General features: G+C 44.9%; 15 protein-coding genes and 1 tRNA gene. 6 read left to right on the top strand and 10 right to left on the bottom strand.

All coding sequences use genetic code 11. The annotated features are described in order from the left end of the window. Positions 1 to 53 precede the first annotated feature (53 nt). From ACN4EG_RS11145 to ACN4EG_RS11135, 3 genes are read right to left on the bottom strand one after another with little or no spacing between them, the layout of a single operon-like run. On the bottom strand, positions 54 to 206 hold the full coding sequence (locus ACN4EG_RS11145; RefSeq protein WP_431629486.1) for a hypothetical protein: 153 nt from the start codon (positions 204 to 206) through the stop codon (positions 54 to 56). Next, complete coding sequence (locus ACN4EG_RS11140; protein ID WP_431629484.1) at positions 203 to 625, bottom strand: type II toxin-antitoxin system VapC family toxin; 423 nt, start codon at positions 623 to 625, stop codon at positions 203 to 205. Before ACN4EG_RS11140 ends, ACN4EG_RS11145 begins: the two co-directional genes overlap by 4 nt. Further along, the gene (locus tag ACN4EG_RS11135; protein WP_431629483.1) at positions 622 to 894 is read right to left on the bottom strand and encodes a hypothetical protein; all 273 of its coding nucleotides are present in this window, start codon (positions 892 to 894) and stop codon (positions 622 to 624) included. Before ACN4EG_RS11135 ends, ACN4EG_RS11140 begins: the two co-directional genes overlap by 4 nt. 501 nt (positions 895 to 1,395) lie before the next feature. Between ACN4EG_RS11135 and ACN4EG_RS11130 the strand changes: the two genes are divergently transcribed. Continuing rightward, on the top strand, positions 1,396 to 3,996 hold the full coding sequence (locus tag ACN4EG_RS11130; protein WP_431629482.1) for a sacsin N-terminal ATP-binding-like domain-containing protein: 2,601 nt from the start codon (positions 1,396 to 1,398) through the stop codon (positions 3,994 to 3,996). Next, a complete protein-coding gene (locus ACN4EG_RS11125) occupies positions 3,996 to 5,072 on the top strand; it encodes an AlbA family DNA-binding domain-containing protein (protein ID WP_431629480.1) in 1,077 nt (358 codons plus the stop codon). The genes ACN4EG_RS11130 and ACN4EG_RS11125 overlap by 1 nt, the downstream gene beginning before the upstream one ends. A gap of 23 nt (positions 5,073 to 5,095) precedes the next feature. Here ACN4EG_RS11125 and ACN4EG_RS11120 read toward each other — a convergent pair whose 3' ends face one another. The 3 genes from ACN4EG_RS11120 to clpB all read right to left on the bottom strand — a co-directional run bounded on the left by ACN4EG_RS11120 (position 5,096) and on the right by clpB (position 8,436). Then, entirely contained in the window at positions 5,096 to 5,431 is a 336-nt protein-coding gene (locus ACN4EG_RS11120; RefSeq protein WP_431629479.1) for a XisI protein, read from the bottom strand. 195 nt (positions 5,432 to 5,626) lie between these two features. Next, positions 5,627 to 5,699 (bottom strand) — tRNA-Thr (locus tag ACN4EG_RS11115). A 112-nt stretch (positions 5,700 to 5,811) separates the two neighbouring features. After that, complete coding sequence (gene clpB, locus ACN4EG_RS11110; RefSeq protein ID WP_431629477.1) at positions 5,812 to 8,436, bottom strand: ATP-dependent chaperone ClpB; 2,625 nt, start codon at positions 8,434 to 8,436, stop codon at positions 5,812 to 5,814. Positions 8,437 to 8,897: 461 nt separating this feature from the next. Between clpB and ACN4EG_RS11105 the strand changes: the two genes are divergently transcribed. The 3 genes from ACN4EG_RS11105 (at position 8,898) to ACN4EG_RS11095 (ending at position 12,606) form a co-directional block, all read left to right on the top strand. Then, on the top strand, positions 8,898 to 9,758 hold the full coding sequence (locus tag ACN4EG_RS11105; RefSeq protein ID WP_431629475.1) for a hypothetical protein: 861 nt from the start codon (positions 8,898 to 8,900) through the stop codon (positions 9,756 to 9,758). Positions 9,759 to 10,167: 409 nt separating this feature from the next. Beyond that, entirely contained in the window at positions 10,168 to 11,811 is a 1,644-nt protein-coding gene (locus ACN4EG_RS11100; protein WP_431629474.1) for a hypothetical protein, read from the top strand. A 222-nt stretch (positions 11,812 to 12,033) separates the two neighbouring features. After that, positions 12,034 to 12,606 (top strand): hypothetical protein, encoded by a 573-nt coding sequence (locus ACN4EG_RS11095; protein ID WP_431629473.1) that lies wholly within the window; start codon positions 12,034 to 12,036, stop codon positions 12,604 to 12,606. Between the two features lie 29 nt (positions 12,607 to 12,635). Here the strand turns inward: ACN4EG_RS11095 and ACN4EG_RS11090 are convergent, their stop codons facing one another. Genes ACN4EG_RS11090 through ACN4EG_RS11080 form a run of 3 tightly spaced genes read right to left on the bottom strand, consistent with a single transcriptional unit; the run spans position 12,636 to position 15,252 of the window. Continuing rightward, positions 12,636 to 13,859: a DNA double-strand break repair nuclease NurA gene (locus tag ACN4EG_RS11090; protein ID WP_431629472.1), complete on the bottom strand. Its 1,224-nt coding sequence runs from the start codon at positions 13,857 to 13,859 to the stop codon at positions 12,636 to 12,638. Between the two features lie 23 nt (positions 13,860 to 13,882). Beyond that, positions 13,883 to 14,053, bottom strand: a complete 171-nt coding sequence (locus tag ACN4EG_RS11085) for a hypothetical protein (protein WP_431629471.1) — start codon at positions 14,051 to 14,053, stop codon at positions 13,883 to 13,885. Between the two features lie 2 nt (positions 14,054 to 14,055). Continuing rightward, positions 14,056 to 15,252 carry a pentapeptide repeat-containing protein gene (locus tag ACN4EG_RS11080; RefSeq protein ID WP_431629469.1) on the bottom strand — a complete coding sequence of 399 codons (1,197 nt, stop codon included), beginning with the start codon at positions 15,250 to 15,252 and terminating at the stop codon, positions 14,056 to 14,058. Between the two features lie 210 nt (positions 15,253 to 15,462). Between ACN4EG_RS11080 and ACN4EG_RS11075 the strand changes: the two genes are divergently transcribed. Further along, a complete protein-coding gene (locus ACN4EG_RS11075; protein WP_431629468.1) occupies positions 15,463 to 15,840 on the top strand; it encodes a hypothetical protein in 378 nt (125 codons plus the stop codon). A gap of 393 nt (positions 15,841 to 16,233) precedes the next feature. On the opposite strand, the gene ACN4EG_RS11070 is transcribed toward ACN4EG_RS11075, so the two are convergent. Further along, complete coding sequence (locus tag ACN4EG_RS11070; RefSeq protein ID WP_431629466.1) at positions 16,234 to 16,521, bottom strand: hypothetical protein; 288 nt, start codon at positions 16,519 to 16,521, stop codon at positions 16,234 to 16,236. Positions 16,522 to 16,730: the final 209 nt, after the last annotated feature.

The raw sequence follows: 16,730 nt of genomic DNA, 5'->3' as shown, positions 1-16,730 counted from the left end.
CAACTCCTGGCATGGCGGTTGTACCCCGCTCTTGATGAATCGAGCTGTTGTAATTATAGCTTAGGCGGATTGTCGGGGGCCCAGGGGCCGATGACGGGTTCGCCGCGTTTCTCCTTGTCGGCTAGCTCTAGATTGAGCGTCAGGAGCTTTTCGAGGAGGTCGTCGGTGGGTTTGAAGCCGTAGGCTTTGAGGGTGTGGGCCTTCAAAGATAATTTAGCAGGAGGTTTTCAAAGGGCTGAGTTTGGTTCCAGCGATACACCTGAAAATCTCGACGATCGCTTGATAAGATTCTGCCATGCCCTAAATGTTCTGCAAGTACGACCAGGGAGGCATCAGCCATATCCATCGGCAGATCAGCATATATTTCAATGAGCGTCACCATTCGCATAAGGTGGATAGTTTTAAGCTGAAAAATATCCGTCGCGCCAGCGACTACATTACTCAAAAAATTACGCTGCGCTGCGTTGCCATTAGTCGAGAGTAGAAGGTAACAAGTTTCTGTAATGACTGGATAGGTGGTGATGAGTGGATCTTTGAGGGCTGTTAGGGCACGCACTGCGGGTTGGTGGTACCGATCGCGGGGGTTAGCCAGTGCGAAGAAAAAGCCTGTGTCGGCGATGATCATGATTCTTGGGATTGCTGAAAGCGCTCTTTGATCGCAGTGCTGACGACTTGCTTATAGTTGACTGAAAGATTCTCATCAGCTTCAGCACAACCGATGAAGCCAGATTCTGTCAGGAGTTCTAGGGCTGTTTTTCGATCGGGTTCAAGCTGCTGATAGTAGAGGTCGATCGCGGCTTCGATCACGGCTTTTAAGTCTTTTTGGTCAGTTCGTTCTTGAACATAGATGAGTTTTGATTCGTATTCTGGGTTCAATTCGATGTTGAGGTACATAGGGTTTACTCGGTAATGATGCTGGGTCAAAACTCTACTCCCAGTTTAATCCTTTGGGGGATTGTCGAGTGCCCAAGGGTTCACGATCGAATCACCTTGCTTTTCCTGACGGTATGCAGACAAGATTCACTGGATTCAACCGATGCAGATCGCGCATTACGACGGGCAATACATTACCTCAGCCGCGAACGCCAGTGTTATCTCACAGGTTGCATTGGTTGGTTAGCGATCTGTGGGTGCTTTGGCACTACGATTATCTATCTTCCTATTTTTAAAATTTGATGAACAGGGGTATTTTCGTTGAGGGAGCATTATACTGAAATGAGTCAACCTAAGTATTCCGATTTAAGGAGTTAGACAGAAAGTTCGTCTAGCTAGTACCCATTTTGGGTATTTCGTGGACTAAATTCTATCTAGACAGTAGTTAGTCCTCTACTCGTCGTAATATTGAACTAGCATTTAAAAAGATAGTGGCAACTTAGTAGAATTGAGATGGCAGTTATGATTCAGGCAATTCACAATGGTAGAAAAGACTCTGGAGAAAGAGCTATCGCCGATAAAATTATCAAACGCCTACACGATCTAGAGAAAACCATTGAAAATAATCAAGGGCGTTGGGCTTGGGAACTTTTACAAAATGCAAAAGATAGTATCGCCGAAGATAAGGATAGAACTGTATCCGTTCAAATAGAACTGGATGAACATCAGGTTGCGTTTAGACATAACGGCAGCCATTTTGAAAGCCAGGATGTCATAGGATTAATAAATCAAATTTCCTCTAAAGAAGTTGAAGAAGGACAGGAAACTAAGAAAATAGGCAGATTTGGAACAGGTTTTTTGACAACACATCTACTGTCAAGAATCATTAGAGTAGAAGGAGTAACAATAGCAGATGGAAATTTCTACAAATTTCAATTTCTGTTAGATCGACGAGGTAAAACAACAACGCAACTCATGCCCAATATTAAAAAGTCTTGGGACGAATTTGATAAGTCTATTGAAAAAATAAGTTCTAGCTACAATGAAAATCAATTTAACACATCCTTCTGCTACCAATTGGATACAAAAGTACAGAAAAGAGTGGCTCAAATTGGAGTGGAAGAATTTTCGAGATTGATTCCCTTCGTCCTAGCATTTATTCCTAAGATAGGAAAAGTTGAAATCATCAATAATATTTCTAAAGAAAATGTTTCTTACGAAAGAAATAGAGAATTAAAGAATGGTTTTGTTATATGTGTTTCAAAAACAAAGAATTATACAAAAGAAGATCTTTTAATTTTAAATCTCTCCAATGAAAGAGTAGCAATAGCTACTGAGGTTGAAAAATGTGAAAGAGGCTATTCAGTTAAAAGTGTCAAAGATCTGCCAAAATTATTTTGTGATTTTCCTCTTATTGGAACTGAGAATTTTCATTTTCCTGTGATTGTAAATAGCTTCTTCTTCAATCCGCAGACCGAACGAGATGGAATTTGGTTGAAAGGTGTCGATGATACAGAAGTGATTGAAAACCAAACACTTTTAGAATCTGCTGTTGACTTATATAAAGACTTGCTATCTAGGATTACACAAGAGAACTTTTTTAATCTTTTCAACATTGCAGAAACTCAAATACCTTCTACAGATAACAGATACTTTGATCAAGAATGGTATCAAAATTGTATTCAAAAACCAATCAGAGAATTCATTTATGATGCCTTAATTGTTGAGTTGGAAGATGAAGCTGCTAGCAAAAAAGCTATTAAAGATCTATGGTTTCCAAATGACTCTTTGCCAGTAGCCCAGAGAGAGAAGGTTTGGCAGTTTGTATTCGATATGAACCCCAATGCTGGTTGCAAAAAAAATCACCTGCATAATTGGTGTGGGATAATCTGGGAAGGTTGGAAAACAGTAGATTATAAAGTTTTAGTCAACACTGTAGCTAGCAAAAAGAACATTCATAATCTCAGTCAAGCTTTAAGAAAAGATGAGAATAGTACTTTTGAGTGGCTAAATTCTCTAGGTACTTTCTTACTTGAGGATGAAAGAAACCTTGTGTTACTTCAGAAGTGTGAAATCACACCAAATCAAAATGGACAATTTAAGCAAGTAAAAGACCCGTTGAATAGAGAAACCTTGTATATTGACGCAATACTAGACGATGAGTTGATCGATGTTTTAAAACTTCTAGGTGAAGACTGGAAGGATATTTTAATTCATGAAAAAATTAATTACATAAGGGCCAATCTTCAAGAAAAGGAGAAAAAAGATATTGCAGTCAGGATAACAGACAACTTAAATAGAGAATTAAAACAATCTTCTCATAGTAACAATGAGAATTTGAAAAAAGCTATTAACTTCTTGTCTGAATGGTTTGAAAATAATCCGGAGCAAGGAAAAGAATTGTTCGCAGAGGTATACCGTAAGCGTGCTGAAATTTTTATGAATACGATACAAGATAAGGAAAGTCTATATAAAGTAATGCGGACTTGTACAGATCTATCAAAACTTGCTGAAGTCACAAAAGCCATTGAAGATGATTCGGAAATAATTCAAAAGATTAAAAGTGTACAAGAAATAAATAGTCTTTTAGCAGAATTTAAAGCTGATAATATCTCTGAGTTGGAAACCCAGCTTAAGCTAGCCCAAAATGTCCTTGCGGATGACACCAATAAAATAGAAATAAATCAAGCAGTTCTATTAAGTTTAGGAGTGACGTCTATTGAGGAATTAGAAGCGGCTTTACAAGATTCAGGAATTGCAGCTAAATTTATACACACTTCTACACCTACGTTTGAAATGTTTTTGACTGTACAAAAATTGATAAAAAGAGCTAAGAACAATGTGATTAAACATTTACAATCTCTTGAGGAGTATGAATGCACTGATGCGGAAGAATTAGCTACTACAGTTATTGGAGGAATAAAAAAGAATGGCTTGCCTATATATGTAGTTGTAAGACCTTCTGATAATGGAGAAGTCATTATCTATTACAGCTCTGAAAAAGATACTTTAGATGATCCCAATTCAGAACTTTGGATTGATAATGGAGTAGAGGAACCAAAACAATTAACCTTGGGGAAAGTTATTAAACAAATAGGTATTAATAGGATTCCAGTGAACTAATGGATATTACACAGGAAATATTTGAAGCAATCGGCCAACCAAAAAGTTCTAAGCTTGAATATAAGTCTGTTTTGCCTCCTTCTCGAAATATTGCTCAACTGATTAGTTCATTTGCTAATGCTGATGGTGGCTACATAATTTTAGGAGTTTCAGATAATCTCGAAATCAATGGCTTGAGTGAGGATTTTCATGCTACTGCTATTACTCACAAAGCATTAGATCTTCTGTCACCTCAACCGCAGGTATTTTATCAGTATGTTACTTTCAAAGATAAAAAACTTTACGCAATTAAAGTTGAAAAATCAAACTCATTAATTACTGTTGAGGGTAAACTTTATAAAAGAGTTGGTTCCAGTATTAAACTTCTAAATCCTACTGAAATCCAATTTAAGCCGAGTGGTTATCCCAGGATAAGAGTTATAAGTCAGCAAATTGAAGTCTATAAAAAAGAAGCAACCAATGCTAAAACAAAACTGATTGAACATTATCAAAGTATCTTAAAGATAATGGATGATCTGGGTCATATGCTTTATCCGATAGATCCAGATGCACCAACAACTCATCAAGAGGGAAAAATTCTTGCTAGAATACTATTCTCCTCTTTTGTCGATAATTTTGAGACATATCTATCTGACTTATTATATGAAATTTTTCTAGCTAAGCCAGTGACATTAAAATCTAATAGTCCAGTTACAGTTAAAGAAGTTCTAGATTGCTCAGATTTACAAGAATTTGTAAACTATTTGGCAAAACAGAAAATCGGCAAATTGCAAAAAGGTAGTGTCAAAGGGTTTATTGCAGATAATCCACAAATCAGGGATTTGAATGTTATTGATAAGCTCAAGCAAACTGAAATAGAAAAAATTCTACAAATAAGACATTTATACTCTCATAGGAACGGTATTGTGGATGAAAAATTTCTTCAATACTTTACTGGAGAATTTGATCTGAATTCGGAGCATCAAATGTCCATAAATGAGATTTGTGAAAAGTTATGGTATTTAGTTGAAGTTACTCATCAAATTGATTCATCTGCAATAGCTAAATATAAACTTGCACAAATGAATGATGGATAATATGAGTCCCAACTAGCTCACAACTAATCCCTTCCATAAGCAGTATAAGGACGCTTATAAGATGGCTGTAGACCCAGCACAATATCCTCCCTGCGCACCCCCAACTCAACTAGCGCTTCTGCCGGATCTAAATCCGTCATATTCTCTTGTAACCAGATCTTCCCATTCTTGATATCGAAATGCATGATCGGATGGTAAATCCGCTTAGAGCCATCCCAGCCCACATCCAACCACAGATAATGATCACGCTCTTCATCCAAAATCAGTTGAGACTCAAAGTGATCCTGTGACTTATCCCCATCCACATATTGAGACAACAAAGACTTGATGTGCTGACGATAAATGGTTAATTTATCCATTCAACGATTCCTCCTTATCCAGCCCACTGGTTAAGCGTCTTGATTGCCTGATCCTAATCTTCTTGGCAGGTATTTCGCCGCGCCAACTCGTAATCTTCCAAAGCTGATTCTTCTAACTGGCCAATAGATTGCGCGACAGCTTTTTTATAACTGCCCCAATTCTTGCCAAACAATCGCCATAGTCAACACTTAAAAAGCTGGTGACAAGACTCGAACTTGCGACCGGCTGATTACAAATCAGCTGCTCTACCAACTGAGCTACACCAGCAAAATTTCCCGTTACGTGAACTATTATAACGTGTCTTTGTTCAAAGTAACAGGAAAATTTAATCTGGGCAACCGATCGAACCTCAACCGCAACGGTTGCCCATCCTACTCGGCTATTGCGTAACCGTCAGTTCCGAAGGCAAACGCTTGAACTCCAGCCGCTCCGTTGCCCCCACATCCACAAAGATAGTATCCCCTTCGCTAAACTCACCCCGCAGGATGCACTTCGCGATCGCCGTCTCCACCTCCTTCTGGATCGCCCGCTTAATCGGTCGCGCCCCATAAACCGGGTCATAGCCAATATCCGCCAAGAAATCCAACGCCGCATCCGACAGCTTCAGCGTCATCTTGCGATCGTCCAACCGCTTCGCCAACCGCTGAATTTGCAGCCGAATAATATTGCGGATTTCATCCTTTTGCAGACTGTGGAAGATGATCGTTTCATCCACCCGGTTCAGGAACTCAGGCCGGAAACTACCGCGCATCGCCTCCATCACCCGCGATCGCATCTCCTCATAACGGCTATCATCCCCCGCCACATCCAGGATGTACTGGGATCCAATATTGCTCGTCATGATAATGATCGTGTTTTTGAAATCCACCGTACGACCCTGGGAATCCGTCACCCGTCCATCATCCAGAATTTGCAACATGACATTAAACACATCGGGATGGGCTTTCTCAATTTCATCAAACAAGATGACCGAAAAAGGACGCCGCCGCACCGCTTCCGTCAATTGCCCCCCTTCGTCATAGCCGATATACCCCGGAGGTGCTCCGATTAAGCGAGAAACCGCGTGTTTTTCCATGTACTCGGACATATCAATCCGCACCATGGCCTCTTCCGTATCAAACAGATAGGTCGCCAACGCCTTCGCCAACTCCGTCTTACCTACCCCCGTCGGGCCTAGGAAGATAAAGCTAGCAATAGGACGGTTCGGATCAGCCAAACCCGCACGGGAACGCTGAATCGCATCCGCCACCGCCGTCACAGCCTCATTCTGCCCAATCACCCGATCGTGCAGTTCATCTTCCAACTGCAACAGCTTTTGCATTTCCGATTGCACCAGCTTACTGATGGGGATGCCTGTCCACTTACTGATGATTTCAGCAATATCTGACTCAGTCACTTCCTCCCGCAGGAGCGATTTACCTGTCGTTTGCGTTGCCGTTAGCTTTGCTTCCGTCGCTTCCAGCTTCTTCTGCAATTGGGCCAGCGTTCCATATTTCAGTTCCGCCGCTCGGTTCAGGTCATAATCCCGCTCTGCCTGCTGCACCTCCAAATTGACCCGATCGATCTCTTCCTTGATCTTCTGCAACTCGCCGATGCCGCCTTTTTCCGCTTGCCACTGGGCATTCAACCGACTTTGCTCTTCCTTGAGATCCGCCAGTTCCTTTTCTATCCGTTGCAAGCGTTCCTTCGAGGCAACGTCCGATTCCTTTTGCAAAGACAACCGTTCCATTTCCAATTGCAGAATCTTACGATCGACCTCATCCAACTGCTCCGGCTTAGAGGTAATCTCCATCTTCAGCTTCGCCGCAGCCTCATCCACTAGGTCGATCGCCTTATCCGGCAGGAAGCGATCGCTAATGTACCGCGTCGATAACGTCGCCGCCGCCACCAGGGAACTATCGGAAATTTTCACCCCATGGTGCAGTTCATAGCGTTCCTTCAACCCCCGCAGAATAGAAATCGTATCCTCCACACTGGGCTGATCCACATAGACCTGTTGGAACCGCCGTTCTAGGGCTGCATCCTTCTCAATATATTTGCGGTACTCATCCAGGGTCGTCGCCCCAATACAGCGCAGTTCACCCCGCGCCAACATCGGTTTCAGTAAATTCCCGGCATCCATCGCCCCCTGGGTCGCTCCTGCACCGACCACAGTGTGGATCTCATCGATAAACAGAATGATATTGCCCTGGGAATCGGTGACTTCCTTCAGCACCGCCTTCAGCCGTTCTTCAAATTCCCCGCGATACTTCGCTCCCGCAATCAGCGCCCCCATATCCAGGGCAATCAGGGTGCGATCTTTGAGGGACTGGGGCACATCTCCACTGACAATCCGCTGGGCCAGTCCTTCCGCGATCGCCGTTTTACCCACACCAGGTTCGCCAATCAGGACGGGATTATTCTTCGTCCGCCGAGAGAGAATTTGGATCGTGCGGCGAATTTCATCATCCCGACCAATCACCGGATCCAGCTTACCTTCCTTGGCATACTTGGTCAGATCACGGCCATATTTTTCTAGGACTTCGTATTTGCCTTCCGGATTTTGGTCTGTCACCTTCTGATTCCCCCGAATCTGCTCGATCGCTGTTTTTAATTTTGCTTCATCTAGCTTAAATTCTGCGAATAACGCCTTCCCAAAGCGGGCATCTTGGGCATAGCCCAGCAGCATATGTTCAACAGAAATAAAGTCATCACCATACTGTTTGCGGTAGGACTCCGCCCGATCGAGCAAACTATCCGACGATCGGCCAAAGTAGACATTCTGGTTGGCACCGCTCACTTTCGGCTGCTTGGCGATGTATTCCTCCGTGCGATCGCGGAGTCGCTGCACACTCACGCCCAATTTATTGAACACACTGGAAGCTAAACCCTCCTGCTCCAGCAGTGCCTTCATCAAATGCTCAGTTTCGATCTGTTGCTGATTGGCCTGTTTCACGATGTCGGGGGTGCGCCCGATCGCTTCCCAGGCTTTTTCGGTAAATTGATTTGGATTGCTCGGTTGCATTGCATCCCCCGTCGTTATTTCGCATTCCTTATGTAGTTATTCTAAGGAAGCAGGCGGGAACTGGGGATCGGGGTACCGGAATCAGATAGGTAGGGACTGCCGCCTAGGGATTGCTCCGATAGCCCCGTATTTCTACGGTGTCGCCCCCAACGCGGAACTTCACACAATCTTAGACTTCACATAATTTCAAACTATAGCCCCTTTGTTCGCAGCTCAGTCCAGAGAGGCGATTCTCCCCTTTCCACTCGCTCAAATGACTTGGGATCAGAAGGGCAACAATGAAGGTTCTGTGAAGCCAAGCGCCGACAGCGATCGTAGAAAACAGGTATTCCTCCGAATCCAATTGGAGGGCCGAATCTCTTTTAATACGAAGAAAGAACATTCTGGGGTCTTGTGCGAAAAACCTGACCCGATGCAAGTCAATATCCAGTGCTCAACTGTCTTTTGCAATTACACACCGTATGAAACGCTCTCTCATTCGCTTCTCAGCCCAACGATCGCTGGGAATTCTTTGTATCGGAACCATATTTTGCTTAACAGCACCCTTGGCAGCTCAAGCTAAACCCAAAGCAAATACTCCTGCGACAGGGAGTCCTACAACAACTCCTACAACAGGTTCGACGACTCCTACAACAGGTTCGACGACTCCATCCACGACAAGCACCGCACCGACCTTTCAATCGGCTTTCTCAATTCTGTTATCCCCTCAGTACGGCAGTACCGAAAACACTGGGGCGTCTGCTAAGTTGAACTTCAGCTTTGCTCAGCAAGGAGACAATGTCCTTCTGAACTTGGACATGACGAACACCACCAACGGCAAATTGGGCCTCGGTGCAACGGCTTCTACATTGGTCGGTGTGGCATTCGATATGCCATCCTTCCTCAACTTCAGTCTGACACCGTCAGGAAGCAACTTCACTCAACTTTGGAAAAACGTTAATTTGTCACCGACCAACCAGTTTGGCACCTACTCCGCTGGAATCAGTACTCCTCGTAATTCCTTTGAAGGCGGCAATGCCAACGGCGGGCTGAAAGCTGGAGAATCTACAACGGTGAGCTTTTTGCTGAGTGGCGGCAAGCTGAATGTCAAAGATGTCCAAAATAGCTTCTTGACGGGCTTCTCCTCCGGTGGGTTTAAAGTTGCAGGTCGGTTCCAGCAAGTAAATGCTGGGGGCGGCAGCGACAAAGTGGTGGGCAAAATTCAAATTCCGGAAACGCCAAAACTCAAAAAGGTACCGGAACCCGGTTTAGGGCTAGGTCTAGTAGTGGTTGGAGGTGGTGCTTTATACCGCAATATCCGTCGCCGCAAGGTCACGGTTTAATCCTAACTGCATGGCAGATTGTCATCACCAATGGTGATCCAATTGGTTGATTACAAATTCTGTAAGCTCTAAATTTTTCACCCCTGAGTTTCACGGAGTAGAGAATGCTGAATGGCAAATCTCTACTCCTTTTTATTGTTTTAAAAGGGATCCATTGGGATAAACACCGTGGACAGTGATCAATTGATCGATCGCCTCTTTGAAGTAACCCTCAATTGACAATCGCAATTTTGTCCGGATTTGTGTGAAGGAATGATGAGGTGGGAACTTTTAAAATTGTGTGAGGTCTAGGGAGAGAAAATTAGGATAGCGCATCTAATTACCAGCACAGCCGATCCCCAATTCCTGGGGATAACCGTTCTACAAGTTGGCCATTTATTCGCATTCACCTTTGATGCTCTACAAATCCATGAAAAAAACAACTTCCGCCCAAGCTTTGACTCGCCTCAAACACGTTTCGATCGCTGCTTTAACCGTCACTTCATTGCTGGGCAGCTATACCATTCATTCCCCTCTCGTGCAGCCTGCTTCCGCAACCAGTTACATCACCCAAGAAAGCTGGTCAGCCAATCTTTTCATGGCGCGATTGACCACTGCGAATCAACTTGTTTTGCAATTGGATGTTGGCGATAAACCTGTGACTAGTTATGCCAACGCGGTGTATCAGATTTATGCCCGCAAAAACAGTGAGTGGGTGCAAATTTATAACAGCACAGGTGCCCGGTTGATTGCCAACGGTAATGGGCGGATTACCCTGGCCCCCGAAACGATCGATTGCGGAGAGCTTCAGAAACAGTTGGGTACAACCGATCTCTCCCAAGTGGAACTCAAGGCAGTTGCTTTGCTCCGTTACGATGTGCGAGGTGGTAGACGGGATCAACTGGTTCGCTATGAGCAGATTCAACGCTACAGCGCGATCGCAATGAGCAGCACTGTGCAAATCGCCAGCAATCAGACCTTCGACTATCGCAGCCGCGACGATCGCAAAGAAGATCGCGATGATGATCGCTACGATCGGAAGGATCGCTACGATCGCGATGATGATCGGGATGATGATGATCGCTACGATCGGAAGGATCGTAAAGAGCGCGATGATGATGATCGCTACGATCGGAAGGATCGCAAAGATCGCGATGATGACCGGGATGATCGCAAGAAAGACCGTCGTTACAACACAGATCAAGTGCGTTTAGAGCGAGGTGGATTCAACCTCTCGATCGTCCAGAAAGAACGGACACTCTCCAATGTGATTGCTCGGATTTCCTTTAAATCTAAGGAGCGCACGGGATTTTCTGGAGAACAGTTTTTAGGCGATTTCAAATATAAACTGAAAGACAAGTACAAAGCAAAGTTTGTTAAAGGCTTGAAGGCAGGCGATCGGGTTGTGGTTCGGTTGTTCAATACCCGCGATGAATTCATCGGTTACAGCGAGTTTGAAATGCTGTCGGAACATACCGCAGTGACACTGGTACTGCCCGATCGAACCACAGACTTTGGCCTTGTGCGCACCATCTACGGCGTGGATGTAAACCAGGATTTCAGCATCGATCGGTCAGTCCAAGTGTATGACTTCTTTACCCAAGTCAGTCGCACCCAACGCTGGCAAGAGGCCCAAGTGACTTTCTTTAGTGTTGCTCGAAATATTAACCTGAGTGCTTTCGATCTAATCGGCTTACCTGCGCCCCAGCGGAACTGTAGCTATCCTGCATCTTTCCAAACGGGCAGCTTTATGCTGGTCAACCAAGTGCTTTCAGTGTTTAGCAGTAATCTCAGTTCAGTATTCACCGCCGTTCCTGGCAAAGTCGTACAAACAGTTAGTATCAGCGAAACGACAACCTATCAAGTCAGTCAATTGATGACTACCTATCAATCCGTTAATACAAGCCAAGGGACAGTTTTGGTAGTCGATCGTGATGATGACAAGTACGGGAAAAAGAAAAAGCATTGCAATCAAGGAATTGGCAACGGTTCCGAAGGCTGCGATCCCGGCAATTCCCGTCCCCATGGTGGCAGTAATGATGAGGGGGGACGGCGATCGGGTAAGCGTAAATAGTCGCTAAATAATCGCTAAATAATTGCTAAATAATCGCGATTATGCAACTGCAAACATCGTAATCTAGAACGAAAGGATGGATAATCTCATATCCATCCTTTTTCAGATTATTTTTTAGTGGATTATGGACGACAACTGACCAAAGGGCTTTTAATCATAGGCAAGGTGTGAGAGCGAGATTTCCTGCATTGTTTCGATGCCCATCTAGAGTAATTACCGTCTATGCTGAGAGTAGTTTTCATTACAACATTTTTATTAGGGGGCGGATTTTGGCTAGGAAGTGGATTCTGGCTGAAAAATATGCAGCAATTGGAAAACCAGCCAGGACAATCTATGGCTGAGACCTGTCACGCTAAGAATTGCGATCGATCGACTCAAGATTTACAAGATCGTCATTCCAAGGCTATGAATGCAACTAGCAACCAAATTTCAAACACTAACCAGACAAATCAGGAAATGAATCATCAAACAGATTACTGTGAACTATCAGAGCAGGATCAAACGAGTTGGGAAAACTGTATTGGCAAGTTGATCAAAGTGACTGGTAGTTCGCCCAAAGTGGTCATGCAACATATCTTACGGACTGGAAATCCCCTAGGGAAGTCTCCGTTACACCAAGGATATATGGATGCTTTGAATTATCAGTTTGTCTTGCTCTCGAAGGAACCCATCACCTGTCAAGGTCCGTTTGAAGTGGAAGGGGTGCTAAAACGGTTTTCCCTCAATCAGGCAGATGGAACAAAGGGGGGATATGCCAACTACGATATCCATGTGACTCATTTCAAGTGCCTTTAAATACCCTTATCGAGTGTTCTATAAACAGCCTAACGGCGGCGAGCTTTGCTGACCATTTTTCGGGACAGGCGTAACTTGAGTGATTCCTTCTCGGCCCAGTCTTGCAAGATGCGATAGAAGGTTTGCCGATCGCTCGCTTGTACGACTGCCACTTGGTCTGCGGTTTCAATCACATAGGGATAGCCCCCACCGATCGCCACCTCTGCCCGTACCCAGTCAATCACTTGATTGGCTCGGCCCGCTTCGTAGACCCACAGCGGCAGTTCTAAACGTGCAGGTAAACTATCCCGATTGGTTTTGAGATAACAGAACGTCACAGTCTGCATCTGCTCTCCGTAGGCTTCCAAAATGCCCGATCGCTGGCACAGAAAGAGAGGTGAGCGATCGCCCCATTGCCACGGAATCGGTTGGCCAGGATGATTAACAGATTCAATATAGCTCAATAGTTTTGCGTCATGAATCGCCTTGTTATCTGGCAAGGTAAACAGAGATTGCAACATAGAAGCTATATCGCGGGCAGTAGTTGTATCAATAAAAGCGACAACCGGAACTTGATAGTGTTCACTGGCTTCCAATAACCGTTTGACACAACTTACATAAACTTGGGTGGTTTCTTCGTCAAAGGCTTCAGCAAAGCTAACCACAAAGGAACCGTCAAAAAAGGCTAGGGCGTTGTCTACGCCTTCATGTTCTTCAAGATAATCAATAATCCGTTGCGTTTCCATGGCGAATCGTTGCATATTCACCTTGCGATCGGCCAATTCACCCAACTTTTCCACCCGCAAATCTTGGGGCGTCATGACATAACATTCAATATCTTTGAAGTATTCCCCCTGAGCCGTATGGAGATTTTCAAACCAGCCAATTTGAACTAAGGCCACGGGAACAGATAAATCTTTACCAGGATAGATTTGAGATCCATCAACGGCGAAGGTAGATACATTAGTCAGTTGCTCCCGCACCCAAGCATTACTTTCTTCGCGATGATTCCAACTCAGGCCAAAGGGAATGATCCAATTGGTGCCAGCGTCTAGGGACTCTAACGGGAATGCCCCACAATGGCGCTTTTTAGACAATCGTTGTTGGAGTTCTGCGGTGGAAAGTTGCATCGCTTCCCGCAACGCCTTTTTATAGAGCTCCAATTGCTTGAAGGTGGTTTCATCAAACGCGGTGAAATCCGATCGTTTAGCGTTGAGTTGGTTGAGAATTTGACTGGGTTTGAGTGGCATAGTACTAGAATTCGAATCTCCCATGACCCACCATACTCTTGAATCTGCTAGAGTTCAAGTGTATTATTGCAAACCTTGCTTGTGGTGAATTTATAAGCGTTGGTGTCTAGGGTCGATCGCTTCATCATGGCGATCACTAGAATCTTGTCACTAGCCCCTTGCATACCCCCCACCGCTGAAGGCATTTTGCAAGCGGCCTCTGCCACCCGTACAAACATCCCTAACGTCCCAATCGGTTCGGGATCCCTTCACACCCCCCCGGCACCGTTGCCCGCGTCTTGGAGCCGCCCCAGGAACAGACATAAACCCGCTGATCCTCCGACATATCCTCCACATTCGTAAAGTCTGCATTCTCCACCACGGCTCCGGTTTGCGCCCCGGTTTTATAGTCCGGCGGTTCTGTGCGGCTGCGGGGGGTCGCCGTTTCCACCTTGCCGTAAAATAGCCGCGTACTATTGATATCCGCCGCTTCCAAATTCGCACCGACCAAAATCGTCCGCGCCAAATTTGCCTTTACTAACTCACAATTGCGCAAATCTGCCCGAATCAAATTTGCATCACTCAAATCCACCCAGCGCAAGTCCGTATTTGCCAGATTCGCCCCAGCCAGCATCACCCCCAGATCAATCACTCGCACCCCGTGCAGTCGATCCTCCGCATAGCCGCCCTGCCCATCCAAAATCGGACGCCCCAATCGCTGATCCCGCTTCAACGGCGACAGCAACCGCGCCCGCGACAAAAACCGCAAAATTTTCGCCTTACCCAAGGCATCCACACTACTGAAAATTGCGGCTGTTCGCCCCTCTGCGATCGCCCGTTCCTGCGGCCAATCTTCTAGCAGCCCCTCTTCATCCAAGACCAAATCCGAAATACCTTGGAAATAGGTATCGATCGTTTGTTGCTGAGTAATGTTGTTTTGCTGAATCGTTAAATCCTTCGAGATCACATACTGCCGCCAAGCAATATACACTGCCAACACAGCAATTAAAATTTGCCCCAACGCCCCAAACACTTCTCCCAAGGCTCCGATCGCGTCCCAGTTCGCATCCGCCAACTGCTCCGACAACCACCGATTCGCTCCAATCACACTCAACAAACCCAACAGTCCTAAGCCCAAACCAAAGGATGCTAAAAGAATCGCACCATCCTTGGTGGTAAACAGCTCCTCCACCGCTGGCTGAATCGTCGGATAAAAAACTTGTAACGATATTCCCAACGCTACCAGTGATCCAATCAGAATTAACCAAGTATTTCCCAGGAAAAATCCAATCAGAATAATCGCGATCGCAATGAGCGTTAGTGCGGCAGCAGTATTCACCTGAGGCCCAGATTCTACTGAGCGCGAGACAGGAACGATCGACTGAGGAGCGATCGAAGTTTCTGGAGTGGGCTTAACAGGTTTAGGATCGAGGGTCATATCCGACAAGAACGACGAACAAGCAGGTCAAATAGGCTAGACCTATGGTACCCCAAGCCCCCCAAGTTGCTCTGAATTCCCCTTTCCTACGCTCCTGCTCCCGCCCCCGCCCACTCTCCAGTGACACACCGCCCTATTTTCTGGTACCTTAGCCCATAGCTCCGTCATCAAAGCTGTCTAGCGCTCTATCCTCCAACTGCCCCAAACTCTATGGAACCGACCACTGAATTTCTCACCGTCGAAGAATGTGCCCTCGTGGATGCCGCCTTACTGACCTCACGGGACAAATTTACTACTCGTGTCGCCATCTACGCTCTACGATCGCTCAAGCAAATTGCCTTGGCCAAAAACTGCACGATCGCGGAGCTTTCCTCGCAAGACATTGGACAGTGGATTGCCGCCGACGCCAGTTTACAGTCCAGTGTGGACAGTAACTTCAAAGCTTTCTTTACTCAATTAGTTCTCTCTTCTCTAAAACCCCTCAACCAAGCCGCTTCATCCATTGGTGTCACCCTAGAAAACCTGTCGATCGAACAGCTAATCCACTGGTTCGAGCAACAGGCCAAGCAAAAGCTAGAGAGCAACTAGGAGCGGAGAAGCGATCGACCTATTCATGTCAGTTATTCTCCCCAACATCGACGCAATATTTGGACATTTATAGAGAGCGGTGTACCAACAAAGAAAGGACTTGAGAAGTGGATTAGTCTTTCATAGCTAAAAGCAAGATATTACAAGGGGAAGACAAGATATTAATCGTTTTTAGTTCATACAGGAGAAAAATCATATTGACAGATAAAACTTAGGAATCAAATAAAGCACTCTTGAATTGCTTGCCCGCTTCTTCTAAGTCGCGATCTAAAGAAAATACTAATATCCGAACTTGGATATTCTGATTTGGAAACAACTCTTTCGGACAATTATCGGGTAATGCTGGATATACTAAGATAGCTTTATTGCAGTTTTTACGTGAAGCATAAGAATCTAATTGATAAAGATAATTGCGTTCAAATTTAGTCTTGTATTTAGTGTCCAAAATGCAGTACTGGGATGCACCCCATAAAATATGGCTTGTTTTCTACGGTTAATAACTCTAATCCACCTTTTAACTTGCTCAGGGGCAAGATTCGTCTCTTCTAATAACTGAGAGAATGAATATCGAGATTGAGACACTTTGCTGCCAAACAGGGGTGATTCATCCTGAAAATCTATAACTTCTTTGTTGGAGTAATGGATATCCTCTTCTGATTCACTATTCTCTTGTGCTGTCAACTTAACGATCTCTAGCGTCCCAGAACTTGGCTCCGTCTCTAAAGTGGAGAACAATGGTAATTCTTCTGAATCATTAGGTGGATATAACTACCCCTGTTAAGGTGACCATATGTACTGGTCTGCCCGGTTGAAAATTTGAGGCTTTTCGATAGGATGAAAGCACTGAACAGTGCTATCAAAGAGCGGGAAGGAATGCAGTGATTAGTGCC

Origin of the sequence: Alkalinema pantanalense CENA528 (assembly GCF_050753345.1) — a bacterium.
Lineage (GTDB): Bacteria > Cyanobacteriota > Cyanobacteriia > Leptolyngbyales > Leptolyngbyaceae > Alkalinema > Alkalinema pantanalense.
Note: the sequence above shows the minus strand (reverse complement) of the source record. Positions and strands in the feature narration are given on the sequence as shown.